We start from the raw sequence: 23,702 nt of genomic DNA, 5'->3' as shown, positions 1-23,702 counted from the left end.
GCCCCCATACCGCAAAACCCGGTGCAACCCCGATTGCCGAAAGATCAAGCAACATGCGCCTGTCCCGCTATTTCCTGCCCGTGCTGAAAGAGACCCCCTCTGAGGCGCAGATCGTCAGCCACCGGCTGATGCTGCGTGCCGGGATGATCAAACAGGCCTCCGCCGGGATTTATTCCTGGCTGCCGCTCGGGCTTAAGGTGCTGCAACGGATCGAGCAGATCATTCACCAAGAGCAAGAGCGCGCCGGCCACATCGCCATGCTGATGCCGACCCTGCAATCCGCCGATCTATGGCGCGAAAGCGGGCGCTACGATGCCTTTGGCGAAGAGATGCTACGGATGACCGACCGGCACGACCGCGAAATGCTGTTCACGCCCACCGCAGAAGAGCTCATTACCGACATCTTCCGCAGCCATGTCAGCAGCTACAAGGATCTGCCGCTGACGATGTATCAAATCCAGTGGAAGTTCCGCGACGAGATCCGCCCGCGCTTTGGCGTGATGCGCGGCCGCGAATTCCTGATGAAAGACGGCTACACCTTCGACCTCACCAAAGAAGACGCGCTGCACGCTTACAACCGCCACCTTGTCAGCTATCTGCGCACCTATGAACGCATGGGTCTGCAAGCCATCCCGATGCGCGCCGATTCCGGCGCGATTGGCGGCGACGACACCCATGAATTCCTCGTGCTGGCCGAAACCGGCGAATCCGAGGTGTTTTATGACAGCCAGATCACCGAGCTGAAGTTCGGCGACCGCGAGATTGATTTCGACGATCACGCCGCCTGTAGCGCGGTGCTCGACGAGTTCACTTCGCGCTATGCTCGCACCGATGAAACCCATGACGAGGCGCTGTTTAACGAGGTGCCGGAAGAGCGCCGCCGCTCCGCGCGCGGCATCGAAGTGGGCCAGATCTTCTACTTCGGCACCAAGTATTCCGAGGCTATGGGCGCCACCGTGGCCGACGCCGAGGGCAACAAGGTGCCGGTCCACATGGGTTCGCACGGCATTGGCGTCTCGCGCCTGCTTGGCGCGATCATCGAAGCCAGCCACGACGACAAAGGCATCATCTGGCCCGAAGGCGTGACGCCGTTCCATTGTGGGATCGTCAACCTCAAGCAAGGCGACGACGAAGCCAACGCGGCCTGTGACGCGCTGTATGCCGCGCTCAAGGCGCTCGGCCTCGACCCGCTGTATGACGACCGCAAGGACCGCGCCGGGGCGAAATTCGCCACGATGGACCTGATCGGCCTGCCATGGCGCATCACCGTCGGACCGCGCGGTTTGAAAAACGGCGTGGTCGAACTCACCTCGCGCCGCACTGGTGAAAGCGAAGAGCTGCCGCCCGAAGAGGCGGTCAAACGCCTCGCCGCGATCTATCAGGGCGTTCTCTAGGCACATGAGAACGGCGACCGGACAGTCGCCGTTCTCGCCGCCGAACCGCAACATCTGCGACCGGCAGGTTTCAATCTTTCGCAACCGCGCGGATAAAAACTGTGCAAGCCGCCTCGGCTTAGTCGCACCCCTGACAGGCATAGCCTTTGCACTCGCACCAGGCGCATTTGGCCTCATTGGCCCCGTTGCAGGCCCCTAGATCCCCGCCAAGGCTGACCGCGCAAAGAAACCCGTCCCCGATCATCCGGTTAAAGCGGCTGGTACAGATCGCGGCGCTCGGCCCGCATTGGTCGGTGTCATCGTCCGCAGACAGGGCAAGCCGGCGCACTGTACCCGCAGGCCCGTCGGGCACATCCTTGGGTGCCAATATGCTTTGAAATATCCCGCTTTTCAGGCCATGCACCGATTTTTCCACGCCTTCTTCAGGGGTTGCAAGATAGGCAAAGCCCAACTCCGGGGCTAGGATGGTCTCGACCGATTTGCCATCCGGTCCGGTGACAGACACCGAGATTGCCGCCTGTTGATCCTCTTGCAGCGTATACCGCACTGATCCATCCCCCCGCGTATCAAGGGTGACGCTGCGCGCATTGTGGTTGTAGGTCACGACAACTGGCACCTCATAGCCCCGCCGTTCCACCATGACGCGCGCGTCCTTGGCCCCGGCGATAAGCTCGACCGTCGCATAAGCTACCGGATCAACCGGGCAAATGTCAGGTGCCGTGAATGTAAAATCGGTCTGGGCCATCGCAGGCAGAGACAGCATGACGCTCACGAAAGCCGTCAAAAAACAGGTCAGAAAACGGACAATAACAATACTCCAGTTTTGCAGATTAAATTTTTAAGAAAGCTTGCTTTGCATAACGAAAATTCGCAAAAGTTTCAATCTAAGATTGAACCAGCTCCTCATCACTCACCTAGGTACGTCGGATTTCGACATTGCACCGCCACCTCCAATCACCGTGTGGGTCGGACGGAAAACGCTCGGCACCGCCACGGGTGTACTATCGCCGCATTGCCCGGCCCCCGCCAATCCGCTAGGCAGGGGGCGATTGCCCAACCTAAGGCCAACGCCATGAGCCGTATCATCGAAATCGATCTGGACGACGCCAATCTGCCGCCGCCGACGCCGGAGGTCGAGCAAGAGCGCAAGGTCGCCATGTTCGACCTGATGGAAATGAATTCCTTTGACCTGCCCGCCCGCGATGACCGGGTGGTGCCGCCGGGGCCGTATCGGCTTGGCCTGTCGATCCGCGACAAGCGGCTGGTGTTTGATGTCGCCACCGAAGACCACCAGCAAGCGGCGGAATTCCATCTGTCGCTGACGCCGTTTCGGCAGGTGGTGAAGGACTACTTTCAGATCTGCAAAAGCTATTTCGATGCGGTCAAAAAGCTGCCTCCCAGCCAGATCGAGACCATCGACATGGCCCGCCGCGGCATCCACAACGAAGGTGCGCGCATTCTTCAAGAGCGTCTCGAAGGCAAGGCCGAGGTCGACAACGATACCGCCCGGCGGCTGTTCACGCTGATCTGCGTGTTGCATTTCGGGGCCTGACCGGGTGACGCGTGCGCTGCCACAATCGATCTTGTTCTGCTGTGATCACAACGCCGTCCGCTCGCCGATGGCCGAAGGGATCATGAAGAAATTCTATGGCACCGAGACCTATGTGCAGTCGGTCGGCGTGCGCAACGATCTGGAGATTGACGGTTTCGCCATCGCGGTCTGTCAGGAAATCGGTGTCGAGTTGGACCGCCATCGCTCGCGCAGTTTTGACGAGCTTGAGGAATGGGGCGAGGCGCTGTCGTCCTTTGATCTGGTGGTGGCCCTGTCGCGCACCAGCCATGAGCGGGCGCTGGAGCTGACGCGCTGCTTTCATCTGACGGTGGAATTCTGGCCGGTGCTCGACCCGACCAGCACCGGCGAAACCCGCGCCACAAAGCTTGCCGCTTATCGACAGACCCGCGATCAAATCGTGACGCAGCTGGAATCCTACTGGGGTCCGCGCGCGGCCTCTTAAAACCGCGCTGTGGCGCGCCTATATCTTTGTGCATGACACATTTGACCCGGATCACCGCCGCCACATGCCTTGCCATCAGCCTTGGTTTGCCTGCCGCTGCGCAGGAAGAGGACGAAGGTTTTAACCTGATGGAAGAAGGCGCGCGGCTGTTCTTTCGCGGGCTGATGGACGAGATGGAACCGGCGCTGAAAGACCTTGAAGGCCTAGCGCAAGAGATCGAGCCGGGCTTGCGGGCGTTTGCCAATGAGATGGGGCCGGCATTGCGCGACCTGATGGCCGAGGTCGAGGATTGGAGCGCCTACCACCCGCCCGAGGTGCTTGAGAATGGCGATATCATCATCCGTCGCAAGACGCCGGACGAGAGGATCGAAGACCCCGAAGAGGTGCCGGACGAAATCGACCTTTAGGCGGGAAATGTTTCGCGCGCGAAACATTTGTTGTTTACTAACAGTTGGTTAACCCGGCGCACGTTGGGTGCGCTGCGCGGGATTGCGGCGCAGCAACCGCCGCAGCATCGACATCAGCGCGACCAATATCATCATCCCGCCGACAAACCCGACCCCGGCAAAAACCGCGCCTTCAAAGGTGACGGGCACCGCTGGTTTGTAGACCTCCCACGCGCGTTTGGCGACGTCGCTGTCGGTCATCCGAGAGGCGAGATAGGCGCGGGTGAAGGGGCCAGCACCGTCAAGCGCGGCAAGGTCGGCCGAGAGCTGGGCGTGACGGCGAAAGGTGGTCTGAATCGACCGGGCGCGAGCAAGGCCCATGTCGCTGCCCTGTGCGAGATCAGTGAGCGCGGCGGCGCGGGTCAACCCGAGATCAGCGGCGTCGGCATCGAACTCTGTGACCACGCGCGACAGTTCATCCACCGCGCCACCAAGCCGCTGGGCATACTGCTGGGAAAACTCGGGGAATTGCGACAATCCCGCCGCGCCGGTGATCCCGCCCGCGAGGGTGAGGGCTTTGGCAAACATGGCTGACCTGCTCGTTTATTATCGGTCCAAGGATAGAGCCTCGATCATCGCGCGATCAAGCCCGGCCATCGCTTCGCCCGGAACACAGGCGGAATACGCGGCAAAAAGGCTGTAGGTCGCGCCCCAGTTCACCGTAAAGCTGCCGCCGTCGCCCGGCCCGCCAAGGAAACAGAGCACGCCGAAGTTCCAGCGATTGATGCCGGTGCCCGCAGTCCGGCCCGCCATGCCAAGCCCATAGTATGCGCCATCGCCGATATGGGCCGAGGGCAAGGCGGTGAAATCCTGACCTACGAAGTGATAGCGGTGGAAGCGGGCGAAATCGCGCGCCGACATTTCCCAGCCGCCCCACGGGCCAAAGCTGCCGGTGACCGCCGACAGCCGCGCCGTGGTGACACCGGCAGGCGAGAGCACGCGGGTCTGGCAAGCGGTGGCATAATCCTCGCCGGTGACGACCTCGATCACGGTGCCGAGGATGGCGTAGTTTTCATTGTTATAGGCAAAGGCCCCGCGCGGGCCTTTGGGGGTGCGCGCCAGTGCGGAAACCGTGGCCTCGGCCCAGCGCGGGGTGCCATCGCCGCGCCACTCTGGCATCAGCGCTTGCGTCGCGTCGGCGGTCAGGCCGGTGGTGTGGGTGATAAGGTCGGCGATGGTCAGATCAAGGTTGGTCTCGAGCAAGGTGCTTAGCGGGGTCTGCCAGGTCAGCCGCTCCTGATCGACCAGAGACTTGACGCACAGCGCGGTGATCGCCTTGGAATTGCTTTGCAATTCAACCGGCATGTCGGCGGTGATGCCGCGTTCGATGGCGGCGATCTCGCTGTCGCCCTGCATCAGCACCAGCACGGCGGCGGGGTGGCCTTGGGCGCCGATCCAGAGGTCAAACGCCTCTTGCACCCGCGTGGCGGCGTCCTGCGCCGAAAGCGGCGCGGCAAGAAGGCTGAGGCAAAAGGCGAGCAGGCGCATGGGGAGGCTCCGGTTGGGATGACGTGTCACCCTTGCCCGAAGCCGCCGCGCGCGCAAGTCTCAGATCAGATCGGTGACACGCTCGGGCGGACGACAGATGCGGACGCCTTTGGGCGAACAGACCAGCGGGCGCTCGACCAGTTCGGGGTGGGCGACCATCGCATCAAGGATCGCCTCGTCGCTGGTGCCGTCATCAAGCAGGCCGAGGGTTTGTGCGGTGCCGCGCGCGGTGCGCAGGGCGTCGCGCGGAGAGATGTCGGCGATGGCGAACAGCGCCTGAAGCTGCGGCTTGGTCCAGCCGGTTTTGAGGTAGGGCACCACGGTCGGCTCTGTCCCCGTCTCGCGGATCAAATCAAGCGTGGCGCGGGATTTCGAGCAGTTGGGGTTGTGAAAGATCACGATGGCCATGGGTTATCCGTTGAGTTTGCGCAGGCGCGCGGTGACGGACAGGCCGTGGGCCTCGAGGCTTTCGGATTTGGCGAGGATTTCGGCAGCAGGGCCGCAGGCGCGCAGGGCGTCGGGCGACATCTTCGACAGCGTGGTGCGCTTCATGAAATCGAGCACCGAGAGGCCGGAGGAGAAGCGGGCCGAGCGGGCGGTGGGCAAGACGTGGTTGGGGCCGCCGACATAGTCGCCGATGGCTTCGGGCGTCCATTGGCCAAGGAAGATTGCGCCGGCGTGGTGGACCTTTTCGCATAGCGCTTCGGGGTCGGCGACGCAGAGTTCGAGGTGTTCGGGGGCGATCCGGTCGGAGAGTTGCGCGGCCTCGTCGAGGTCACGCACGGTGATCACCGCGCCGAAATCGCGCCAGCTTGCCCCGGCGATGGCGCGGCGTTCGAGGGTTTCGAGGCGTTTTTCCACCGCCTCAGCGACGGCGCGGCCAAAGGCTTCGTCATCGGTGATCAGCAGCGATTGCGCGCTTTCATCGTGTTCGGCCTGGCTCATGAGGTCGAGCGCGATCCAGTCGGGGTCATTGTCTTTGTCGGCGATCACCAGGATTTCCGAGGGGCCGGCGATCATGTCGATGCCGACCTTGCCGAACACTCGGCGTTTGGCGGCGGCGACAAAGGCATTGCCCGGCCCGGTGATCTTGTCGACCGGGGCGATGGTTTCGGTGCCATAGGCGAGCGCGGCGATCGCTTGCGCGCCGCCGATGCGGTACACCTCGTCGACGCCAGCGATTTTGGCGGCCAGCAGAACGGTGGGGTTCACCACGCCGTCGGGGGTGGGCACGGTGATGGCAAGGCGGTTGACGCCCGCGACCTTGGCCGGGATCGCGTTCATCAGCACAGATGAGGGGTAGGAGGCCAGCCCGCCGGGCACATAGAGGCCCGCAGCCGAGACCGGCGTCCAGCGCCAACCGAGAGTGGCGCCTTCGGGATCGGTCCATTGCTGGTCGTCGGGGATTTGGCGGACGTGGTAGGCGCGGATGCGTTCGGCGGCGGTTTCGAGCGCGTGGCGTTCGGCATCGGGCACTTGGGCGCTGTAGTCTTCGATCTCTTGCGCGGTGAAGGCCATGGTGGCGGGATCTAGCGTCAGCCGGTCGAAGCGTTCGGTCAGGTCGATCACCGCACGGTCGCCGCGGGCGCGCACATCGGCGATGATTTTGGCAACGGTGTCGTCGACATCGGGGCTGTCTTCGCGCTTGGCACTCAGAAGCGCGCGGAACTGCGGCTCGAAATCGGGCTGACGGGTCGACAGAAAAACGGGCATGGCGGGCTCCTGATATATTCCGTGAGACATAGACCGCCGGGGGGCGAGGCTCAAGACAGAGGGCCGATCCATTGATGGATCGGTGCCGATCTGTTGACAGATCGGGGGGGCTTCGGGGGCGCGGTGGGGGGGAACTGATCCATTGATGGATCAGAACCGATCTGTTGACAGATCGGGAAGCGCGGTGGGCACGGTGAGGGAGATCTGATCCATTGATGGATCAGAACCGATCTGTTGACAGATCGGGGAGCGCGGTGGGCGCGGTGGGGGGGAACTGATCCATTGATGGATCAGGGCCGATCTGTTGACAGATCGGGGGCGGCGGGGCGGAGTGGGGGCTTAGCGGAGTGGTTTAGGACTTGGTGTGCTAGAGAACGCGGATGACGTCTTTGCCGACCGAGAGCACATAGCCGCGCCGGGCGATGTTCTTGACCAAAAGCGCGCTGACCAATTGATTGCCCAGACCATCGCGCAGGCGTTTGACCCGGGTGGCCCCGGCGGCCTCTTCGCAGTCGGGCTCGGGCCGGCCCGAGATCATCGCTTCGATCTGCACGCCGGTCAGCACCTCTTCATCCATCCGCGCCTCGGCCAGCACACACAGCGTTTCAATCGCGGCGTCGGTCAGCTTGAAGCCCATATTGTTGAGGTACACCGTCTTTTCATCGCGGCTGATCAGCAGCGACGACACCTGAATGCCGGAATGTTCGATCTGGGCCATGCGCCGATTCAACGCCACCAGCATGACCAGAAACACCAGAGTCGCGATCAGCAGCGCGGCGGCGAAGATCAACAGCACAAAAATGACCATACGGTAAGAGGACAACGTCTCGGAAAACGCCGTGCCGGAAAGCGCGAGGATTTCCAGCAGCTTGATTTCCGCATCCGAGGTCAGCGCGTCGTTCTCGACGAAGATCCGTTCCACCCGCGCATTAAAGGCATTCGCGTCGGGCAAGGTCAGGAACAGAAACACCGCCGTCAGCGCGAGAATCGCGACAATAGCAATGACGCCGAATTGCACCAGTCGGCTGCCGGAACGGCGCAGGTCGGCGGCGGTGGCTTCGGTGTCTTCCAAGGGCGGCTCCGGGTTTGCTGGCTGGCGACCATGACGCACGATGACATGCATCGCGTCAACCGGGCTCAGTCACGCTCAGTCACGCGCACGCGCGCTCAGTCGCGCTCAGTCGCTTTGAACCGACAGCACCTTGAGCAGGGTCAGCCCACGACGGGCGAGGCGCAGCTGCAATTGCGCGGTCGCGTTTTCAACGGTGCAGGGCCCCTTGATCCGCGCGACATCATAATAAAGCGCCAGAGGATTGTCGCTCTTGGCTTTGAACTCGGCGAAACAGGCCGCCTCGGCCCAGGCCGGGGTCAGGCTTAGCGTTGCGGCGAGCGCGAGATATGCAAGGGGTCTGTTCATGGCTCCACCCTGCGCGCCACCGCGATGTTTTTCAATAACAACAGCAGGTTTACCCCCCTGTTATTGGATAACAGCCCCCTGTTATTGCCTGTCCGGGCCGGTCTGCCGCATCGTTTCCTTACCGTCGGCCCACACATCCCCTGCACATCCCACCGGGCCATTTCAGCGAAGGAAGACTTGCCTTAGAAAGGACTTTTCAATGTCACGTAAACTCATCGCCGCCGTCGTGGCCGCCGCCATGGCCTTTACCAGCCTCTCGGCCGTACCAGCCGCCGCGAACCACGGTCACAACCGCAACCTTGATCGCTTTGTCATCGGGGCTGGCACGCTGTTGTTGCTGAACCAACTCGCCAACAACAATGGTGGATTCGAGCGTGGCAGGGGGTACGAACCCGAGCGCCGGTATAAGAAGAAGTCCAAGAAGCGCGGTTATGCGCCGCTGCCGGGATACTGTCTGACCCGCGTGCAATCGCGCGATGGACCTGTGCGGATGTACGGCCAACGCTGTCTGAACCGCAATTATCGCCACGCCGACCGCCTGCCGCAATCGTGCAAGGTGCAAGTGCGGACCCGGGACAACGGCAGACGCGTCACCCGAGTCGGATATAGCCCGCGCTGCCTGCGCAACCGCGGATTCCGCGTCGCCGGACGCTAGAGATCGCTCGATTCACCGTTGCTTGATCGAGCAGATGTGCAGGCCCCACGCCCCTGCGGCTTGCACCGCGCCGGAGCGCTCCATCATGGGGCGCTCCGGTTTTTCGTTTTCCGGCGCATTGATTCTGCTTGCGTTGCGCGGGTGATGCGGGCCACTCCGGGGCCATGACACAGCCAGATATGAGTTTCGAAGACGCCGCCCGCGTCCGTGGATTTGCCCGCATCGCCGGGGTGGATGAGGTCGGGCGTGGCCCGCTGGCCGGGCCAGTGATGGCGGCGGCGGTGGTTCTTGACCCCGCGCGCATCCCGGCAGGCCTTAACGATTCCAAGGTGTTGAGCGAGAAGAAGCGCATCGCCCTCTTGGCCGAGATCGAAGCCTGCGCCCAGATCGGCATTGGCGAGGCCAGCGTTGCCGAGATTGACGAACACAACATCTTGCGCGCCAGCCACATCGCCATGGTGCGCGCCATCGCCAATTTGCCCGAACCGCCGGATTACCTGCTGATTGATGGCAATCTGATTCCCCGTGGCCTCACCCTTGCGTCCGAGGCCATCGTCAAGGGCGACAGCCGCTCACAGTCGATTTCAGCGGCCTCAATTGTGGCCAAAATCAGGCGGGATTATGTCATGCGGGATTTGGCGCAACACTTCCCAGGATATGGCTGGGAGCAAAACGCAGGTTACCCGACGAAAAGCCACAAGGCCGCGCTGGTGAATCTTGGGGTGACCCCACACCATAGACGTTCCTTCAAACCGGTACACCATATCTTGTATCAAGATAAAAACTTAACCTCTTGATTCAATAAAGAAATTGACCACGATTCGCCTTTGACTCATCCTGTAGGCAACCAATGAGTGCGATAACGCACCGGGACAGAGGCAGAACATGAAGACCAAAATACAAGCACAGAGCGCAACTGCGCTCCCTCTAAACACGATTCTTTCCGGGGATTGCATCGAGGTGATGCGAAGCCTCCCGGAAAACTCGGTCGATCTGATTTTCGCAGACCCGCCCTATAATCTTCAGCTCAAAGGCGAGCTTCACCGCCCCGATAATTCCCGCGTTGATGCGGTGGATGATCACTGGGACCAGTTCTCGTCTTTTGCCGCTTATGACAAATTCACCCAAGAGTGGCTGGCCGCGGCGCGCCGCCTGCTCAAGCCCAAGGGCGCGATCTGGGTCATCGGCTCGTATCACAACATTTTCCGCGTCGGGGCCGCGATGCAGAACGCAGGTTTCTGGATCCTGAACGATGTGGTGTGGCGCAAGTCCAACCCAATGCCGAATTTCCGGGGCAAACGCTTTACCAACGCCCATGAAACGATGATTTGGGCGTCGAAAGAGGAAGGCGCGAAATATACCTTTAACTATGAGGCGCTGAAGGCCTTGAACGAGGGTATTCAGATGCGGTCGGACTGGGTTTTGCCGATCTGTAACGGCGGTGAGCGGCTGAAAAATGACGCTGGCGAAAAGGCGCATCCGACGCAAAAGCCGCAATCTCTGCTGCACCGGGTGCTGGTCGGGTCGACCAATCCGGGCGACGTGGTGCTTGATCCGTTCTTTGGCACTGGCACCACCGGCGCTGTCGCCAAGATGCTGGGCCGCGATTTTATCGGCATCGAGCGGGAAGAGGCCTACCGCGAGGTCGCCGAGAAACGCATCGCCAAGATCCGCAAGTTTGACCGTGACGTGCTGGAAGTGTCGGCCTCGAAACGCTCGGCACCGCGTGTGCCCTTTGGCCAGGTGGTCGAGCGTGGCATGCTGTGTCCGGGCGAAGAACTGCATTCGATGAACCAACGCCACCACGCCAAGGTGCGCGCCGATGGCACGCTGGTTGGCGGCGATGTGCGCGGCTCGATCCATCAGGTGGGGGCGGCGCTGGAAGGCGCGCCAAGCTGCAACGGCTGGACCTATTGGCACATCAAGCGTGACGGCAAATCGGTGCCGATCGACGTGTTCCGCCAACAGATTCGCGCCGAAATGGGCCACCGCCCGAACTAAGTTACCCTCCAGAACAATCAGAACACCGCCGGTGCCGTCCCAATGCGGCGGCACCCGACTTGCCCCGCCATGTTTGGCGGGGCTTTTTTCGTTCAACCCATGGTTTTCGGCGGCGTGTTTCCGCGATGGCGGCGGTGCCCATTCTCTGCGCCCTCTTCCGCCCTGCCCGCCAATCCGCTAAGTCCGGGCAAGAGCAACCCGAGGCGCGCATATGAAACCGATCCGTCTGATTTCCGGCATGTTCACCGTCGGATTATGGACCCTTCTCAGCCGCGTGTTTGGCGTGGTGCGCGAGGTGATGATCCTCGGGTTGATCGGGCCGGGGCCGGTGATGGATGCCTTTGTGGCCGCCTTCCGCCTGCCCAATATGTTTCGCCGCTTCTTCGCCGAGGGCGCGTTCAACGCCGCCTTTGTGCCGATGTTTTCCAAACGGCTCGAGGCGCAGACCGATCCCGAAGGCTTTGCCTCCGAGGCGATGTCGGGCCTTGCCTTCATCCTGTTGTGCCTGACCGGGCTGGCGCTGGTGTTCATGCCCGCGCTGGTCTGGGCCACGGCTGAGGGATTTTCGGGGAACGAACGCTTTGATTTGACGGTGAATTTCGGTCGGGTGGTGTTTCCCTACATCCTGTTCATCTCGCTCGCGGCGCTGTTTTCGGGGATGCTCAACGCTTCGGGTCACTTTGCCGCCGCGGCCGCCGCGCCGGTGCTGCTCAATGTCTTTGTGATCGCCACGATGTCGATTGCCTACTTCGTCGGCGGGCCCATTGCCGAGGTGCTGATCTGGACCGTGCCGTTTGCCGGCGTCGCGCAGTTGGCGGTGGTCTGGGTGGCAGTGCGCCGCGCGGGGTTCAAGCTGGAATGGCGCAGGCCGCGGCTGACGCCCGATATGAAGCGGCTCGCGGTTGTGGCGCTGCCTGCGGCACTGGCGGGCGGGGTGATGCAGATCAACCTGCTGGTCGGGCAACAGGTCGCGTCGCATTTCGAAAAGGCCGTGGGCTGGCTCTATGCCGCTGACCGGCTGTATCAACTGCCGCTGGGCGTGGTGGGTATTGCCGCCGGGATCGTGCTGTTGCCCGACCTATCGCGCCGGTTGAAGGCGCGCGATGATACAGGCGCGCGCGATGCCCTGTCGCGGGCCAGCGAGTTCGCGTTCATCATTTCGCTGCCCTGCGCCGTGGCCTTGATTGCGATCCCGCTGCCGCTGGTGTCGGTGCTGTTCGAGCGCGGCGCAACCGGCCCCGACGACGCCGCTGCCATCGCGGTGGCGGTGGCGATCTACGGCCTCGGCCTGCCCGCGTTTATCCTGCAAAAGCTGCTGCAACCGCTGTTTTTCGCCCGCGAAGACACCAAAAGCCCGTTCCGCTATGCGGTCTGGACCATGGCAATCAACGCGGTGGTGGCGATCGGGCTGTCGTATGTGCTCGGCTGGATCGCGCCCGCCATTGCCACAACACTGGCGGGCTGGGCGATGGTCTTGATGCTGATGCTGGGCAGCCGCAAATTCGGTGACACGGTGCGGTTTGACGCCCGCTTTCGCGCCCGCATCTGGCGCATCATCGCCGCCTCGGTCGCGATGGGCGTGGTGCTCTGGGGCCTGAACGCCAGCCTCGGACGTTTCCTCGTGATGGATTACATCCGCTACCCGGCCCTGCTGGTGCTGATCCTGCTTGGCAGCCTCAGCTACTTCGCCTTCGGCCAGTTGTTCGGAGCGTTCACCTACCGGGAATTAAAAGGCGCGCTCAGCCGCCGCAAAGCGTGACGCCTAGGCGGCAAAACCACGCCCCCTAGGGCTTCTTCTGTTTTAAAATACCTTGGGGGTGAGGCCGAAGGCCGAGGGGGCAAAGCCCCCAAACCCCGCCTGCCTCAATCGCGCCGGATGCGGGCCAGAACCGCCCGCCAGCCGCCCGGTGCCAGCACCGCCGCCAACAGGAACCCCGTGCCAAACCCGGCGAAATCCGCGGCCCAAGTGCTGTCGACACCATACAAAAGGCTGAATGCCAGCCGGAACACCAACAAGCCACCAATCAGGAAAAATGCCCTCGCCTGCGGCGCACCTTCGTCGCCAAGCCGCCGCCACAGCAACAAGGTGAACCCGCCGATAATGCCATAGACGCCGGGAAAGCCACCCATCAGCGGCACCGGATCGTTGAGCAGCAGACCATAGGCCAACGCCCCCACCACCGAAGCGGCAAAGAACAGCGCCAGCACGCGCACGCCGCCCAGCACCTCGCCCACCCATTTGCCGAGCGCCAGAAGCATCACGCCGACAAACAGCGCATGGGTGAAATTGGCCTGCACAAACGGGTAGGTGACAAACCGCATCAGCTCGCTTGCGGGATAGATGCCATTGGCCAGCATCCAGTCAAAGATGTCGCCCGAAAACGCATAGGTCCGCATCGCCTCAAGTCGCCAGCCCACCGCCTGCGGCCCGCCGACATAGCCCTGCGCGCCCATCTGAAAGGCCAGTTCGATCCCGGCCATCACCAGAAACAGCCCGACAATCGCGGGCGGCATCGGGTTGATCGGTGGCTGATAGGTCGGCTCAGACTTGAAGGGGTCGGGCTTGAAAGGATTGGGTTTGGACGGGTCGGACATTGGGGGGCACGCTCGCAGGTCTGGGCAGGTCTGGACAGGACTGGTCGGGCGCGTCGGCTTGACGGCCCCGAATGCCGTAGGTAAGCGCAGATGAACCAGAAATCCAGACGGAGAGATCCCATGACAGAGGGCGTCCAAACCCCATCTGCCTTCACCCCCCGCGTATTTTCGGGCATTCAGCCCTCGGGGAACCTGCACCTTGGCAACTACCTCGGCGCGCTCAAGCGCTTTGCCGACAGCCAGGACAATGGCATTCAATCGATCTTTTGCATGGTCGATATGCACGCGATCACCGTCTGGCAAGACCCTGCCGATCTGCGTCGTGCCACCCGTGAACTGGCCGCCGGCTTCATCGCCTCGGGCATTGATCCGGAAAAGTCGATCCTTTTCAACCAGTCGCAGGTCAGCGCCCATGCCGAATTGGCGTGGATTTTCAACTGTGTGGCCCGCATGGGCTGGATGAAGCGCATGACCCAGTGGAAAGACAAGGCGGGCAAGAACCAAGAGAACGCCTCGCTCGGGCTGTTTGCCTATCCGGCGCTGATGGCGGCGGATATTCTGACTTATCACGCCACGCATGTGCCGGTGGGCGAGGATCAGAAACAGCACCTTGAGCTGACCCGCGACATTGCAATCAAGTTCAACAATGACTTCGGGACCGATTTCTTTCCGGTGCCCGAGCCGGTGATCGAAGGCGCGGCGACGCGGGTCATGAGCTTTCGCGATGGCACCAAAAAGATGTCGAAAAGCGATCCCTCGGACGCCAGCCGCATCAATCTGACCGATGATGGCGACACGATTGCCAAGAAAATCCGCAAGGCCAAGACCGACCCCGAGGCGCTGCCATCGGAGGCCAAAGGGCTGGAAGAGCGACCTGAGGCGCGCAATCTGGTGAACATCTACGCCGCGCTGAATGACCAGAGTGTGGCCGAGGTGCTGGCGGATGTTGGCGGCAAACAGTTCTCGGAGTTCAAACCGATGCTCGCCGATCTTGCGGTGGCCAAGCTGTCGCCGATTTCCGGTGAAATGGCGCGGCTGATGGATGACACGGCCGAGATTGACCGCATTCTGGCGCATGGCGCGGGGCGTGCGCGAGAGATTGCCCAGCCGATCCTTGAGCGGACCTATGAAATCGTCGGCATGGTGCGCGGCTAAGCCCACCGACGGATACTGATGCGGCCAGACGGACGCATGCAGCACCACAATGCCCCCTGTACGCCCAGCGCGCGCAGGGGGTTTTCTTTTGCGCAGGTCTCATGGCAAAGGATCTCTGATCCGCAGGGCACGCTGCGCCGGGGATGCCCCGAGCACCTGCCGCCAAACCCTACAATTCGTGATTATTTAGCCACTAAAATCCGAAACACGCGGCCCTGAAAACCGCACAGGTCTTCGAGTTTTCGGCCCAAACCCCGCGAAGTGCCCGGAAGTGCTCATCTTTCACTATCCATAAGTAATAATCAAGCCATCCCCGAATAATTTGAATTTTCATCAATTCAAATCACGCCCTATCTGCTGTTTCAGCAAGTATGCTCCCCTCCTTTTGGGACGGGTCACAGAATTAATGGGAAAGGATAGACCCATGGAAAAACGTAACATCCTGGCCGCTTCGGTCCTCGCTCTCCTGGTTGCCGCGCCTGCATTTGCACAGGGCGCGTTGGTTGGTGTTGACGCGCTGGACGACCGTATCGATGACATTCAGGAAGACGTCGCTGACGATCTGTCGAATGCCAACACCCGCGACCGTCTGGGCAACCAGTACGCGCAGGGCTGGACCGGTAGCCTCGCGCTGGGCTTTTCGGCGACATCGGGCAACACCGACACGGCCGATCTCGATCTGGCTGGTCGCTTCCGTTATGGCAGCGGACCCTGGAACCACACCATTGGTTTCGCGGCAGAATTTGCCGAAGACAATGCCGTGCGGAACAAAGAAGAGTTCTACACCACCTATGACGTAAACCGTTACTTTTCGGAAAACTTCTACGTCTTTGGTCTGGCCTCGGCCCGGTATGACAACTTTGACTCGAACAAAATCGACGGTTTCATCGGCGTTGGCCCCGGCTACCGCGTGATCAACCAGCCCAACCAAACCTGGCGCGTTCAGGCTGGCCCAGGCGTGCGTTATGTCGAAGAGCAAGACGGCAGCAACACCACCGAAGTCGCGGGCATCGCCTCGTCGCGCTACTTCTACGGTCTGACCGATACCGTGTCCTTCTCGATGGACACCGATGTGATCTTCTCTGAGGAAGATGCGGTCGTTGCCAACGATCTGGGCGCGAACTTCAAGGTCAGCAACAATCTGTCGACCCGTATTTCGTACCGCACCGAGTGGGACAGCGATCCGCTTCCTGGCCTCGAAAACGCAGACAACACCCTGGGTGTGTCGCTGGTTTACGGCTTCTAAATCGACTGACTGCTCTATCCCTCATGTAAACTTGGGGGCGGGACACCGCCCCCCTTTTTTCATCTGCCAAGCGAGGAGGGCCATCCCATGCAACATCGGATGACAGAACCCGAAGCAGACGCAAACTATGTGGACGTTCTCACCAACACACGTGACGGAACCGTTTTTGGATATCGGCTTGTCGGCGCATCTGCCGGGCCGCAGGTCGCCGTACTTGGCACCTGTGCGGCCGCAGAGCTGGCGTTTGATCGCCTGATGCATATCCCCACTTTGCCATGGATGAAGGGCAATCTGATCCTGATCCAGCTTGATGCGCTTGATGATGCGCTCAGCCAGATTGACAGCCTGGTCGCCATCGGCCCGATCGATCGGACGATCACCTTGCCGAGGGCCAACCAAGGCGGCCTGAGCGAGGCCGAAATTCGCCATCATTACCAAACCATTCTGCGTGCCTGCACCGAACTGGGCATGATCTCAGGCCGGGGTGTGCCCCCTGCAACCCCCGAGGAGGATGCGGCATGACCGGAATACTGCAACAATTGCGCTGGCTTACACTTATCGCCGGGGGGCTGCTTGTCACCCTGTTCATGGTGCAGAACGGCGCGCAGATTGAGGTCCATTTTCTAACATGGACCCTAAACAGCCGCCGCGCGGTTCTCATCCTTGGCAGTGTGCTTCTGGGATTTGCGCTCGGCTGGATGTTCGGCTCGACCGGAAAGCGACGCTAGAGCCGCCCCGATTTCACCTGTCGACCTCAATTGGAAGGAAACGTCATGAAAATCGCCATGCTCGCGCGGAATGCGCAACTCTACTCCCACAAACGTTTGAAAGAAGCCGCAGAACAGCGCGGCCACCAGCTTGATATCATTGACACTTTGCGGTGTTACATGAACATCGCCTCGCGGCGGCCCGACGTCTATTACAATGGCGCGCGGCTGACGGGCTATGATGCTGTCATCCCGCGAATCGGGGCCTCGGTCACGTTTTACGGCACGGCGGTGCTGCGCCAGTTCGAGATGATGGGGGTCTATCCGCTGAATGAAAGCGTGGCGATTGGCCGGTCGCGTGACAAGCTGCGCTCGATGCAGTTGATGGCGCGCGATGGCATTGGCCTGCCGGTGACAACCTTTGCCCATGACCCCAAACAGACCGAAGAGGTGCTCAAGCTTGCTGGCGGCGCGCCGCTGGTGATCAAACTGCTTGAGGGCACGCAGGGGCTGGGTGTGGTTCTGGCCGACACCGACCGTTCGGCCAAATCGGTGATCGAGGCGTTTCGCGCCACCAAGACCAACATCCTGATTCAGGAGTTCATCAAGGAATCTGCGGGCACCGACATCCGCGCCATTGTGGTGGGCGGCAAGGTGGTGGCGGCGATGAAACGCACCGGGGCCGAGGGCGAATTCCGCTCGAACCTGCACCGGGGCGGATCGGCTGAGGTGATCAAGCTGAGCGCCGAGGAACGCTCGACTGCTGCGCGGGCGGCCAAATCAATGGGGTTGAACGCCTGCGGTGTCGATATGCTGCGCGCCAATCACGGCCCGGTGGTGATGGAAGTGAACTCATCGCCCGGATTGGAAGGCGTGGAAACCGCCACCGGCAAGGACATCGCCGGGATGATGATTGAACATCTTGAAAAGAATGCCAAACCCGGCAACACCCGCACCCGCGGCAAAGGCTAAAGGCATCGCGCCGCCGGCAGTTCGGCGGCGCAGCTTGGCCTAGACCGAGGTCGCGGCGTTCAGCGCCAGATCCATCAGCTCGCGGATCTTTTCTTCGCGGGTTTGCGCCACGATGCGGCCGAGTTCGTCATCGCCCTTGAGCACCACCAGCGTTGAGCGGCGCGGGATCTTCATCCGCACCGCCATTTGCGAGGCACCGTAAAGATCCCAATCGATGTTGATGAAGGTGATATTCGCCTCATAGGCCGGGTTGTCGGCCTTGAGCTTGGTCAACACCTTCTCTTGTGCGCGGCAGGTGCTGCACCAGCTGGCCTTGAAGTCGAGGAACAGCGTTTCGCCGTTGTCGAGCCGATCTTGCAGCATGCCCGGCATGTAGTCGAGCGGCGCGGCAGAGGCCGACAGCGGCAGTGTGGCAAGGCTTGCAGCGCCCAGTATCAGAAAATCGCGACGTAGCATTTCAGGTTCCTTTCAGATCACGACAGTGAAGTCGATCAGCCAGGCGGGCATGAGATCAAGCAGCCAGGCTTCGATGATATAGTGCAGCCGGAACAAAAGTGTTGCCCCGACGAGGATGAAAACCACGCCCAGCACCGGGCGCGACACATGCGCCAGCTTGCGCAGCACGCTGGTGTTCTGGGCGACATAGGCAAGCAGGGCGATCAGCGTCGAAATCCCGGCGGCAAAGAACGCCATGATCGCGGTGGCTTTGGCGAGGTTTTCGCCCTGCGAGGCCAGCGCAATCGCACCGCCCAAGGTGGGGCCAACGCAAGGGCTCCAGACCGCGCCAAGCAGCAAGCCGCCGGTGAATTGGCCACGTGCTGTGGTGCGGTCGACGCCCTCCAGCGTGCCATCGGCGCGGGCGGCAAAACCGGCGGTGGCGGTGGAAAACCCCAGCGACAGGCGCGGCACCAGCAGCACCACGCCAAATAGGATCATCAGCACCGCGCCACCCTGGGCAATGTCGTCGGGCCGCAGTCCGATCAGGTGGCCAAAGGCGGTGACAAGCACGCCGAGGCTCACAAACGACAGGCTCATCCCGCCCGCCAGCCACAGCGGCCCGGCGCGCCCCGATTGCAGGGCACTGGCCAGCACGATCGGCAGCACCGGCAAAACGCAGGGGTTGATCAGGGTCAGTATCCCCGCACCATAGGCAAACAGCAGTTCCATGCCGCATTAGGTGCTGCGCGCGGCTGAAATGTCACCTGACAAGTGGGTGAACACCGCAAGCTAGACCGTGGTGCGTGGCATCTTGGGTGCGGTTTGCTTGGACAATTGCACCACGAGGATGCCCGCGCCGATGATGGCCACGCCGATCATATCAAGCGGGCCAAGCTCTTCGCCCAGCAGCACAGCGGCGACAGCGACGCCAAAGAACGGGTTGAGAAAGTGGAAGGTGGCCGATTTGATCGCGCCGATCCGGTTGACCAGCGTGAACCAGACATAGGTGGCCAAAAGTCCGGGCACCAGCGTCGTGTAGAGGAAGGCCAGCACCAAGGGCTGGGTCATCTGCACCTCGAACGGCCATTCCAGCAGCGCCGAGGCCACCGCAAGGATCGCCGCGCCGACGAACATCTGCAAGCCGACGATCATCATGACATTGCCCCCCGATGAGGCGCCGCGCACCGAAAGCGTGGCCACCGTCAGGGCTCCGGCGGCGATGACACAGAGCATCAGGCCAAAAAGGTCGACCCCGTCGCCCAGCCGCGCGCCCATGATCAGCAGCACGCCGCCAAAGCCCGCGACAAGCCCCGCCACCGCCATCCGCGGCAGCCGATCGCGAAACAGCACCCAGCCCGCCAGCGCCACCATCAGCGGCATCGACGAGGCGATGATCGAGGCCAGCGAGGCTTCGATGGTTTGCATGGCAACAAAGTTGAGGCCGAGATAGATCGCGTTTTGGCAGACGCCAAAGATCAGCGTCGCGCGCCATTGGGCGGGGGTGAGGCGAAAGCTTTGGCCCATGGCGCGGGCGATGGCCACGCCGATCAGGCCAGAGATCAGGAACCGCAGCGCAAGTGAGCCCATCGGCGGCGCATAGGCCACGATGATCCTTGCGGAGGTGAAGGCCGAAGACCACATGGCGGCAAATGCCAGCCCCATCAAGATTGCGCGTATATCCATGCGCCAAGCTGTAGTGGCGGGGCCGGGGATTGAAAAGCCGGTTTTACTGCGCGGCCTTGATGTGGAGGTACGCGGCGCGAAAGCCGGAATACGCATCGTCAAATGCCACTTTCAGAGGCACAACCGGTGCGATGCTGCGGGCAATTGCAGGCGGAGTCATGACGTCGCGCCAATGGGCCCCGGCGGCGCATTGGCCCAGACGCGCGGCCCCCATCGCCGCGCCAAATTCGCCCTCGGCGGGCAGGTCAAGCGGCACATCCAGCACCGTCGCGATCAGCTTGAGCCAATAGTCCGACCGACTGCCGCCGCCAATCGCCATCAGCCGGTCAAGACTGGCCCCGGCGTTTTGCAGCGCCTCGAAACTGTCGCGCAGGCCAAAGGCCACGCCTTCAAGCACCGCGCGGGTAAGGTCATCGCGGGTGGTGGCGGTCGACAGTCCGGTAAAGCTGCCGCGAATGTCGGCATCGTTGTGGGGCGTGCGCTCGCCCGAGAGGTAAGGCAGGAACCGCACCGCGCCGGGGGGCTGTACGTCGTCGCCAAGGCTGGCGGTCAGCTCGGCGGGGCTGGCGCCGGTGATGCGGCCCAGCCAGTTCAGACTGTCGGTGGCCGACAACATCACCCCCATTTGATACCATTTGCTGGGTACCGCGTGGCAAAAGGTGTGTACGCCCAAGCCGGGTGCCGGCGCATAGCCATCGCGCGCCGCCAAAAGCACGCCCGAGGTGCCAAGCGACACAAACCCCTGCCCCGCACTCAAAGCGCCGATACCACAGGCCGCCGCTGCATTGTCGCCCGCGCCGCCTGCCACGGTCACAGGCTCGGACAGGCCCCATTTCTCGGCCAGGGCCGGACGCAGCCCCCCGGCCCGTTCACAACCCTCGACCAGCCGCGGCATCTGCATCAGATCGACATGCCCAACGCTGAGCAACAGTGGCGACCACGCCCGCGCGCCGGTATCAAGCCAGGCGCTGCCGGCGCTGTCGGACATATCCGCGACATACTGGCCGGTGAGGTAATAATTGAGGTAGGCGGCGGGCAACAGCACCTTGGCGACCTGCGCAAAGACCTCGGGCTCGTGGTTGCGCACCCAGGCCAGCTTTGGCGCAGTGAAGCCGGGAAAGACGATATTGCCCGAGATCCCGCGAACACCGGCCATCGCATCCAGGATCACCGCTTCGGCGCTGGCGCGGCTGTCGTTCCACAGGATACAGGGCCGCAACACAGCGCCGGTGTGGTCAAGCAGGGTGGCGCCGTGCATATGCCCCGCCACGCCGATGCCACGCAAATCGGCAAACTCGGGCGCGGCCGCCCGCAGTTCCTCAACCGCGCCGTCCAAAGCGGCGATCCAGCAGGCCGGATCTTGCTCGGACCAGCCGGGATGGGGGTGGCTCACCTCGTAGTGCCGCTCTGCCGAGGCCAGCATTTTGCCAGTGTCGTCCATCAGCAAGGCGCGCAGGCCAGACGTGCCAAGATCGATCCCAAGATATGTCATTTTCGGCCTTTCAACTGGCGGACTCGGTTTGGCGCACTAGAAAACAGTACAGCGCTGTGTGCAACTGGCGTGACCCATACGGTTAAATCAACCGACACCCGGAACGCCATGCCAAAAAGGACGCCTCACACCTTGCGTATTGTCAGCTATAACATCCGCAAGGCCGTGGGCCTCGACTGGAAACGCAAGCCTGAGCGGATTGCCGAGGTGCTGGCCGAGATTGATGCCGATATTGTGGTGCTGCAAGAGGCCGACAAGCGGATCGGGCGGCGCGAGGGCGTTTTGCAGCTGGATCGGCTCCGCGAAGATCTGGGCTATGTCCCGGCGGACCTGTCGATCCGGGCCGACAGCCACGGCTGGCACGGCAACGCCCTGTTCATTCGCGCCTGCCACGCCGTTCGTCAAACCCAGCGGATTGACCTGCCCTCGGTCGAGCCGCGCGGCGCGGTATCGGCGCTGTTGGAACAGCCCCGGCTTGAGGTGATTGGCGTGCATCTGGGGCTGAATGCCGCGATGCGACGCAAGCAGTTGGACGCGCTTCAGGCGCATGTGGCCGGGGTTGATCACGCGGTGATCCTTGGCGGTGATTTCAACGAATGGCGCCGGGGCAGCGATCATGTCGAGCAATTGGGCGAGGTGATCGAACCGGGGCCAACGTTTCATGCCTCGGTGCCGGTGGCGCATCTAGATCGTTTCATCCTCTCGGGGCCGCTGCGGCATACCGCGTCGTTTGTGCACCGCTCGCCGCTGGCGGCGCGGGCCTCTGACCACCTTCCGGTGGTGATGGATTTCGAAATGGGGGATGCGCCGTGATCTGGATCCTGCTGGCTGCGCTGAACGGTGCGTTTGTCATATCCTTCACCCTTCGCATCCTGCTGCGCGATGATCTGACCCCTCCGGCGCGGCTGGCGTGGTTCATCGCCATTGTGCTGATCCCGGTCCTTGGGTCGCTGCTGTACTTCCTGCTGGGCGAGATTGACCTTGGCCATCGCGCCCGCAAGCGCCACGATGCGATCTGGGATCTGATCCGCAAGCGGGCCGCGCCGCATATGGGCACGCCAGACAGTTTGGCGCGGCTGATCGGGCGGGATTATCGCCCGGCTTTTGCCTATGCCGCGACCATTAACGGCTTTTACCCGATGCCCGACAACAAGGCCGAGCTGCTGCCCGGGTCCGGCGAGTTCCTTGACCGGCTGGTGGCCGACATCGACAATGCCACCACCCATGTGCATGTGCTGTATTACATCTGGCTTGAGGACTACACCGGCCGGGCGATTGGCCGCGCGTTGATCCGGGCCGCCCAGCGCGGGGTGACATGTCGGGCGATTGCCGATGGGTTGGGGTCTCGGCAGCTTATCAAATCGCCGATGTGGCTTGATATGGAGGCGGCGGGGGTGAACATGGCCGTGGCCTTTCCGCTTGATCACCTGATGCGGACGCTGTTCACCAGCCGGGTTGACCTGCGCAACCATCGCAAGATCGCGGTGATCGACGGGCGCATCACCTATTGCGGCAGCCAGAACTCCGCCGACCCCAAATTCCAGATCAAGGCGCGCTATGCGCCCTGGATCGACATCATGATGCGGTTTACCGGCCCGGTGGTCGATCAGAACCAACTGCTGTTTGCCAGCGATTGGATGCAGGCCACCGGCGAGGTGCTCGACGATGTGCGGCTGGAGGCTGTGCCCGAACCGGGCGGCTTTCCGGCGCAGGTGATTGGCGACGGCCCGACCGAACGGCGCGGCTCGACCCCGCAGCTGTTCTCAGCATTGATCGGCTCTGCGCGCGAGGAACTGGTGCTGACCACGCCGTATTTCGTGCCCGACACCACGGTGTTCGAGGCGCTGGCCGCAGCCGCGCTGCGCGGGGTGCGGGTGGTTCTGATCCTGCCCAAGCGCAGTGACAGTTGGATCGTCGCCGCCGCGAGCCACAGCTATTATCGGCTGTTGCTCGAAGCCGGATGCGAGATTTACGAATTCCTTGACGGCATGCTGCACGCCAAGACCCTCACAATCGATGGTTGCGTCAGCTTGATCGGGTCAACCAACCTTGATCTGCGCAGTTTCGACCTGAACTATGAGAACAACATCCTGTTTCAAGACGATGATTTGACCCGTGCCCTGCGCGCACGTCAGCAAAGCTATTTGCCGCGTGCCGAGGCTGTGACGCTGGATATCGTGATGAACTGGCCGTATCATCGGCGGATCTGGAACAATCTGGTGGCGACGGTCGGCCCGATCCTGTGAGCGGGGCGGTAGCGTAAAGCGCGGCTGTCGTACAGGTTG

At 62.2% G+C, this 23,702-nt stretch carries 27 protein-coding genes; 15 read left to right on the top strand and 12 right to left on the bottom strand.

Annotated elements, in window-relative coordinates:
• The first annotated feature begins 53 nt into the window (after positions 1 to 53).
• Positions 54 to 1,394 (top strand): proline--tRNA ligase, encoded by a 1,341-nt coding sequence (gene proS, locus ACW9UO_RS12715; RefSeq protein ID WP_457086173.1) that lies wholly within the window; start codon positions 54 to 56, stop codon positions 1,392 to 1,394.
• Between the two features lie 118 nt (positions 1,395 to 1,512).
• Here proS and ACW9UO_RS12710 read toward each other — a convergent pair whose 3' ends face one another.
• Positions 1,513 to 2,166 (bottom strand): hypothetical protein, encoded by a 654-nt coding sequence (locus tag ACW9UO_RS12710; protein WP_457086172.1) that lies wholly within the window; start codon positions 2,164 to 2,166, stop codon positions 1,513 to 1,515.
• A gap of 300 nt (positions 2,167 to 2,466) precedes the next feature.
• On the opposite strand from ACW9UO_RS12710, the gene ACW9UO_RS12705 reads away from it, so the two are divergent.
• The 3 genes from ACW9UO_RS12705 to ACW9UO_RS12695 all read left to right on the top strand — a co-directional run bounded on the left by ACW9UO_RS12705 (position 2,467) and on the right by ACW9UO_RS12695 (position 3,816).
• On the top strand, positions 2,467 to 2,946 hold the full coding sequence (locus ACW9UO_RS12705) for a UPF0262 family protein (RefSeq protein ID WP_457086171.1): 480 nt from the start codon (positions 2,467 to 2,469) through the stop codon (positions 2,944 to 2,946).
• Between the two features lie 67 nt (positions 2,947 to 3,013).
• Complete coding sequence (locus tag ACW9UO_RS12700; protein WP_457088649.1) at positions 3,014 to 3,409, top strand: arsenate-mycothiol transferase ArsC; 396 nt, start codon at positions 3,014 to 3,016, stop codon at positions 3,407 to 3,409.
• A 32-nt stretch (positions 3,410 to 3,441) separates the two neighbouring features.
• Positions 3,442 to 3,816, top strand: coding sequence for a hypothetical protein (locus ACW9UO_RS12695; RefSeq protein WP_457086170.1), 375 nt, complete (start codon positions 3,442 to 3,444; stop codon positions 3,814 to 3,816).
• Positions 3,817 to 3,864: 48 nt separating this feature from the next.
• Here ACW9UO_RS12695 and ACW9UO_RS12690 read toward each other — a convergent pair whose 3' ends face one another.
• From ACW9UO_RS12690 to ACW9UO_RS12665, 6 genes are all read right to left on the bottom strand, one after another.
• Entirely contained in the window at positions 3,865 to 4,383 is a 519-nt protein-coding gene (locus tag ACW9UO_RS12690; RefSeq protein WP_457086169.1) for a DUF2937 family protein, read from the bottom strand.
• Between the two features lie 18 nt (positions 4,384 to 4,401).
• On the bottom strand, positions 4,402 to 5,343 hold the full coding sequence (locus ACW9UO_RS12685; RefSeq protein ID WP_457086168.1) for a serine hydrolase domain-containing protein: 942 nt from the start codon (positions 5,341 to 5,343) through the stop codon (positions 4,402 to 4,404).
• 60 nt (positions 5,344 to 5,403) lie between these two features.
• On the bottom strand, positions 5,404 to 5,751 hold the full coding sequence (arsC, locus tag ACW9UO_RS12680) for an arsenate reductase (glutaredoxin) (RefSeq protein WP_457086167.1): 348 nt from the start codon (positions 5,749 to 5,751) through the stop codon (positions 5,404 to 5,406).
• Between the two features lie 3 nt (positions 5,752 to 5,754).
• Complete coding sequence (gene hisD, locus ACW9UO_RS12675) at positions 5,755 to 7,056, bottom strand: histidinol dehydrogenase (protein ID WP_457086166.1); 1,302 nt, start codon at positions 7,054 to 7,056, stop codon at positions 5,755 to 5,757.
• A gap of 367 nt (positions 7,057 to 7,423) precedes the next feature.
• Positions 7,424 to 8,128, bottom strand: coding sequence for a hypothetical protein (locus ACW9UO_RS12670; RefSeq protein ID WP_457086165.1), 705 nt, complete (start codon positions 8,126 to 8,128; stop codon positions 7,424 to 7,426).
• Between the two features lie 105 nt (positions 8,129 to 8,233).
• Positions 8,234 to 8,473 carry a hypothetical protein gene (locus ACW9UO_RS12665; RefSeq protein WP_457086164.1) on the bottom strand — a complete coding sequence of 80 codons (240 nt, stop codon included), beginning with the start codon at positions 8,471 to 8,473 and terminating at the stop codon, positions 8,234 to 8,236.
• A gap of 199 nt (positions 8,474 to 8,672) precedes the next feature.
• Here ACW9UO_RS12665 and ACW9UO_RS12660 point away from each other — a divergent pair, with 199 nt between their 5' ends.
• From ACW9UO_RS12660 to murJ, 4 genes are all read left to right on the top strand, one after another.
• A complete protein-coding gene (locus ACW9UO_RS12660) occupies positions 8,673 to 9,128 on the top strand; it encodes a hypothetical protein (protein ID WP_457086163.1) in 456 nt (151 codons plus the stop codon).
• A gap of 164 nt (positions 9,129 to 9,292) precedes the next feature.
• Positions 9,293 to 9,925 (top strand): ribonuclease HII, encoded by a 633-nt coding sequence (locus tag ACW9UO_RS12655; RefSeq protein ID WP_457086162.1) that lies wholly within the window; start codon positions 9,293 to 9,295, stop codon positions 9,923 to 9,925.
• An 88-nt stretch (positions 9,926 to 10,013) separates the two neighbouring features.
• Positions 10,014 to 11,129 carry a site-specific DNA-methyltransferase gene (locus tag ACW9UO_RS12650; protein WP_457086161.1) on the top strand — a complete coding sequence of 372 codons (1,116 nt, stop codon included), beginning with the start codon at positions 10,014 to 10,016 and terminating at the stop codon, positions 11,127 to 11,129.
• A 211-nt stretch (positions 11,130 to 11,340) separates the two neighbouring features.
• A complete protein-coding gene (gene murJ, locus ACW9UO_RS12645) occupies positions 11,341 to 12,888 on the top strand; it encodes a murein biosynthesis integral membrane protein MurJ (protein WP_457086160.1) in 1,548 nt (515 codons plus the stop codon).
• Between the two features lie 104 nt (positions 12,889 to 12,992).
• Here the strand turns inward: murJ and ACW9UO_RS12640 are convergent, their stop codons facing one another.
• Positions 12,993 to 13,724, bottom strand: coding sequence for a rhomboid family intramembrane serine protease (locus tag ACW9UO_RS12640; RefSeq protein WP_457086159.1), 732 nt, complete (start codon positions 13,722 to 13,724; stop codon positions 12,993 to 12,995).
• 120 nt (positions 13,725 to 13,844) lie between these two features.
• On the opposite strand from ACW9UO_RS12640, the gene trpS reads away from it, so the two are divergent.
• From trpS to rimK, 5 genes are all read left to right on the top strand, one after another.
• On the top strand, positions 13,845 to 14,879 hold the full coding sequence (gene trpS / locus ACW9UO_RS12635; protein WP_457086158.1) for a tryptophan--tRNA ligase: 1,035 nt from the start codon (positions 13,845 to 13,847) through the stop codon (positions 14,877 to 14,879).
• Positions 14,880 to 15,303: 424 nt separating this feature from the next.
• Positions 15,304 to 16,125, top strand: coding sequence for a DUF481 domain-containing protein (locus ACW9UO_RS12630; RefSeq protein WP_457086157.1), 822 nt, complete (start codon positions 15,304 to 15,306; stop codon positions 16,123 to 16,125).
• Between the two features lie 99 nt (positions 16,126 to 16,224).
• Positions 16,225 to 16,647, top strand: a complete 423-nt coding sequence (locus tag ACW9UO_RS12625) for a hypothetical protein (protein WP_457086156.1) — start codon at positions 16,225 to 16,227, stop codon at positions 16,645 to 16,647.
• The gene (locus tag ACW9UO_RS12620; protein ID WP_457086155.1) at positions 16,644 to 16,853 is read left to right on the top strand and encodes a lipopolysaccharide assembly protein LapA domain-containing protein; all 210 of its coding nucleotides are present in this window, start codon (positions 16,644 to 16,646) and stop codon (positions 16,851 to 16,853) included. Before ACW9UO_RS12625 ends, ACW9UO_RS12620 begins: the two co-directional genes overlap by 4 nt.
• Positions 16,854 to 16,898: 45 nt before the next feature.
• The gene (rimK, locus tag ACW9UO_RS12615) at positions 16,899 to 17,804 is read left to right on the top strand and encodes a 30S ribosomal protein S6--L-glutamate ligase (protein ID WP_457086154.1); all 906 of its coding nucleotides are present in this window, start codon (positions 16,899 to 16,901) and stop codon (positions 17,802 to 17,804) included.
• Positions 17,805 to 17,843: 39 nt separating this feature from the next.
• Here rimK and ACW9UO_RS12610 read toward each other — a convergent pair whose 3' ends face one another.
• Genes ACW9UO_RS12610 through xylB form a run of 4 tightly spaced genes read right to left on the bottom strand, consistent with a single transcriptional unit; the run spans position 17,844 to position 21,417 of the window.
• Positions 17,844 to 18,260, bottom strand: coding sequence for a thioredoxin family protein (locus ACW9UO_RS12610; protein ID WP_457086153.1), 417 nt, complete (start codon positions 18,258 to 18,260; stop codon positions 17,844 to 17,846).
• A gap of 12 nt (positions 18,261 to 18,272) precedes the next feature.
• Positions 18,273 to 18,971 (bottom strand): cytochrome c biogenesis CcdA family protein, encoded by a 699-nt coding sequence (locus tag ACW9UO_RS12605; RefSeq protein WP_457086152.1) that lies wholly within the window; start codon positions 18,969 to 18,971, stop codon positions 18,273 to 18,275.
• Between the two features lie 60 nt (positions 18,972 to 19,031).
• Positions 19,032 to 19,925 carry a DMT family transporter gene (locus ACW9UO_RS12600; protein WP_457086151.1) on the bottom strand — a complete coding sequence of 298 codons (894 nt, stop codon included), beginning with the start codon at positions 19,923 to 19,925 and terminating at the stop codon, positions 19,032 to 19,034.
• Between the two features lie 43 nt (positions 19,926 to 19,968).
• Positions 19,969 to 21,417, bottom strand: a complete 1,449-nt coding sequence (gene xylB / locus ACW9UO_RS12595) for a xylulokinase (RefSeq protein ID WP_457086150.1) — start codon at positions 21,415 to 21,417, stop codon at positions 19,969 to 19,971.
• Between the two features lie 132 nt (positions 21,418 to 21,549).
• On the opposite strand from xylB, the gene ACW9UO_RS12590 reads away from it, so the two are divergent.
• Together ACW9UO_RS12590 and cls are read left to right on the top strand one after the other, a co-directional pair.
• On the top strand, positions 21,550 to 22,230 hold the full coding sequence (locus ACW9UO_RS12590) for an endonuclease/exonuclease/phosphatase family protein (protein ID WP_457086149.1): 681 nt from the start codon (positions 21,550 to 21,552) through the stop codon (positions 22,228 to 22,230).
• Positions 22,227 to 23,663, top strand: a complete 1,437-nt coding sequence (cls, locus tag ACW9UO_RS12585; RefSeq protein WP_457086148.1) for a cardiolipin synthase — start codon at positions 22,227 to 22,229, stop codon at positions 23,661 to 23,663. The genes ACW9UO_RS12590 and cls overlap by 4 nt, the downstream gene beginning before the upstream one ends.
• Positions 23,664 to 23,702 lie beyond the last annotated feature (39 nt).

The organism is Marinovum sedimenti, assembly GCF_054052205.1.
The sequence above is the reverse complement of the archived record's forward strand: the minus strand, read 5'-3'. Positions and strand labels throughout refer to the sequence as shown.

Excerpts from the sequence above, each read along its gene's own strand:
- proS (WP_457086173.1), top strand. The coding sequence starts at position 54 with ATGCGCCTGTCCCGCTATTTCCTGCCCGTGCTGAAAGAGACCCCCTCT.
- ACW9UO_RS12620 (WP_457086155.1), top strand. The coding sequence starts at position 16,644 with ATGACCGGAATACTGCAACAATTGCGCTGGCTTACACTTATCGCCGGG.
- hisD (WP_457086166.1), bottom strand. The coding sequence starts at position 7,056 with ATGCCCGTTTTTCTGTCGACCCGTCAGCCCGATTTCGAGCCGCAGTTC.
- ACW9UO_RS12695 (WP_457086170.1), top strand. The coding sequence starts at position 3,442 with ATGACACATTTGACCCGGATCACCGCCGCCACATGCCTTGCCATCAGC.
- ACW9UO_RS12690 (WP_457086169.1), bottom strand. The coding sequence starts at position 4,383 with ATGTTTGCCAAAGCCCTCACCCTCGCGGGCGGGATCACCGGCGCGGCG.
- arsC (WP_457086167.1), bottom strand. The coding sequence starts at position 5,751 with ATGGCCATCGTGATCTTTCACAACCCCAACTGCTCGAAATCCCGCGCC.
- trpS (WP_457086158.1), top strand. The coding sequence starts at position 13,845 with ATGACAGAGGGCGTCCAAACCCCATCTGCCTTCACCCCCCGCGTATTT.
- ACW9UO_RS12705 (WP_457086171.1), top strand. The coding sequence starts at position 2,467 with ATGAGCCGTATCATCGAAATCGATCTGGACGACGCCAATCTGCCGCCG.
- ACW9UO_RS12650 (WP_457086161.1), top strand. The coding sequence starts at position 10,014 with ATGAAGACCAAAATACAAGCACAGAGCGCAACTGCGCTCCCTCTAAAC.
- ACW9UO_RS12610 (WP_457086153.1), bottom strand. The coding sequence starts at position 18,260 with ATGCTACGTCGCGATTTTCTGATACTGGGCGCTGCAAGCCTTGCCACA.
- murJ (WP_457086160.1), top strand. The coding sequence starts at position 11,341 with ATGAAACCGATCCGTCTGATTTCCGGCATGTTCACCGTCGGATTATGG.
- ACW9UO_RS12605 (WP_457086152.1), bottom strand. The coding sequence starts at position 18,971 with ATGGAACTGCTGTTTGCCTATGGTGCGGGGATACTGACCCTGATCAAC.
- ACW9UO_RS12700 (WP_457088649.1), top strand. The coding sequence starts at position 3,014 with ATGGCCGAAGGGATCATGAAGAAATTCTATGGCACCGAGACCTATGTG.
- ACW9UO_RS12625 (WP_457086156.1), top strand. The coding sequence starts at position 16,225 with ATGACAGAACCCGAAGCAGACGCAAACTATGTGGACGTTCTCACCAAC.
- ACW9UO_RS12600 (WP_457086151.1), bottom strand. The coding sequence starts at position 19,925 with ATGGATATACGCGCAATCTTGATGGGGCTGGCATTTGCCGCCATGTGG.
- ACW9UO_RS12685 (WP_457086168.1), bottom strand. The coding sequence starts at position 5,343 with ATGCGCCTGCTCGCCTTTTGCCTCAGCCTTCTTGCCGCGCCGCTTTCG.
- xylB (WP_457086150.1), bottom strand. The coding sequence starts at position 21,417 with ATGACATATCTTGGGATCGATCTTGGCACGTCTGGCCTGCGCGCCTTG.
- ACW9UO_RS12660 (WP_457086163.1), top strand. The coding sequence starts at position 8,673 with ATGTCACGTAAACTCATCGCCGCCGTCGTGGCCGCCGCCATGGCCTTT.
- ACW9UO_RS12640 (WP_457086159.1), bottom strand. The coding sequence starts at position 13,724 with ATGTCCGACCCGTCCAAACCCAATCCTTTCAAGCCCGACCCCTTCAAG.
- ACW9UO_RS12655 (WP_457086162.1), top strand. The coding sequence starts at position 9,293 with ATGACACAGCCAGATATGAGTTTCGAAGACGCCGCCCGCGTCCGTGGA.
- rimK (WP_457086154.1), top strand. The coding sequence starts at position 16,899 with ATGAAAATCGCCATGCTCGCGCGGAATGCGCAACTCTACTCCCACAAA.
- ACW9UO_RS12630 (WP_457086157.1), top strand. The coding sequence starts at position 15,304 with ATGGAAAAACGTAACATCCTGGCCGCTTCGGTCCTCGCTCTCCTGGTT.
- ACW9UO_RS12665 (WP_457086164.1), bottom strand. The coding sequence starts at position 8,473 with ATGAACAGACCCCTTGCATATCTCGCGCTCGCCGCAACGCTAAGCCTG.